Origin of the sequence: Gordonibacter pamelaeae 7-10-1-b (assembly GCF_000210055.1) — a bacterium.
Taxonomy (GTDB): Bacteria; Actinomycetota; Coriobacteriia; order Coriobacteriales; family Eggerthellaceae; genus Gordonibacter; species Gordonibacter pamelaeae.
The window spans coordinates 3,027,754-3,028,955 of record NC_021021.1 but is presented as its reverse complement, the minus strand read 5'-3'; the positions used below and the strand labels follow the sequence as shown (position 1 = coordinate 3,028,955).

Sequence of the window (1,202 nt, the reverse complement as noted above, 5' to 3'; positions counted from 1 at the left end):
CGGGCGGCCTGGAACCTGCTGGTGGCAAACGAGCCGCTGGACGAGACGCGGCCCCTGCGCGGCCTGCACGTGCGCGCCTCGGGCCTGGTGCCCGTGGACGCGCCCGAGCAGCTGGAGCTGCCCTTCGACGCACGCCGGCGCGTGCTGGAGGACCTGGACGAGGCCGTGGACGAGCTGCGCCGCCGCTTCGGCAACACGTGCATCCAGCGCGGGACCGAGCTGCTGGACGAGAGCCTGCTGGAGCTGGACGTCAAGCGCGACAACGTGGTGCACCCGGTGGGGTACTTCTAGGTTCCGCCGTTCTCCGAACGGCGGAACAAGCCGACGCTGCGGCCGGCCGTGGCACCCGGCCTTCGCGCGATCCCGGAGGCTCGCGTACCGAAGTACGCTTCGCCCCCGCGATCCCGCGAATTCCGGGCACCACGGCCGCCCTCGCTGGCTTACTACGCCAACCTGTGGGGTTCGGCAACCGGATCTGCGCGGTAAAGTTCGCGCTTCGCGCGAATCGGCGGAGGCCGAATAAGGGGGCGAGCAAGGAAGAAGGAGGCGCGAGGGCGCATGGTGCGGGGCATTGCCGGCAGGCGGAAGCGGTACGTGGAGGTGGAGGCCGAGTTCTTGGCGGACGGCACCGTCGTGCCGCGCGCCGTGGCGTGGCACGACGGGCGGCGCTTCCCCGTGCGCGCCGTGCTGGGGCGGCGTCGGTGTGCCTCGCTCAAGGTGGGCGGCGAGGGCGTGCGCTACGACGTGGTGGTGGGGAACGCCCATACGTTCCTGTTCCACGAGGACCCGCGCTGGTTCGTGGAGGAGATCGTGCCCGAGCCGTCGCCCGAGGATGCCGGGGCGTCCGCACGGTGCGGTGACGGAGCCTTCGGGGCATGATGCGCGCCGTGTCGGCCGCCCCTTCGTCCAAGGACGGCCGGCGGATGTCGGCGCCGGCGTGGGTGCCGATGGGACGCGCCGATGGGACGGGGGCTCCGATGGGCGACGGCATCGGTTTCCGCTAGAATGGTGCGAATCGACCGGGCGGAAGCATGCGAAAGGAACAGCCATGGACATCGAGGAGATCGAGCCGCAGGGGCGCGCGCCCGAGCTGGTGGGCCGGCTGGCGCAGGTGTGGGAGCGCTCCGTGCGCGCCACGCACGGGTTCCTCTCCGAGGACGATATCGCGGGCCTGCGTCCGGAGGTGGCCGCGGGCCTCGCTG

Annotated in this window: 1 protein-coding gene and 1 pseudogene; both read left to right on the top strand. The window is 72.0% G+C overall.

Annotated features, from left to right (window positions below; translation table 11 throughout):
* A pseudogene (locus GPA_RS13990) lies at positions 1 to 291 on the top strand (DNA polymerase IV); the annotation flags it as partial.
* Between the two features lie 267 nt (positions 292 to 558).
* Positions 559 to 879, top strand: a complete 321-nt coding sequence (locus GPA_RS13985) for a hypothetical protein (RefSeq protein ID WP_015540267.1) — start codon at positions 559 to 561, stop codon at positions 877 to 879.
* Positions 880 to 1,202 lie beyond the last annotated feature (323 nt).

Coding starts and splice junctions, on each gene's coding strand:
- GPA_RS13985 (WP_015540267.1), top strand. CDS start 559: ATGGTGCGGGGCATTGCCGGCAGGCGGAAGCGGTACGTGGAGGTGGAG.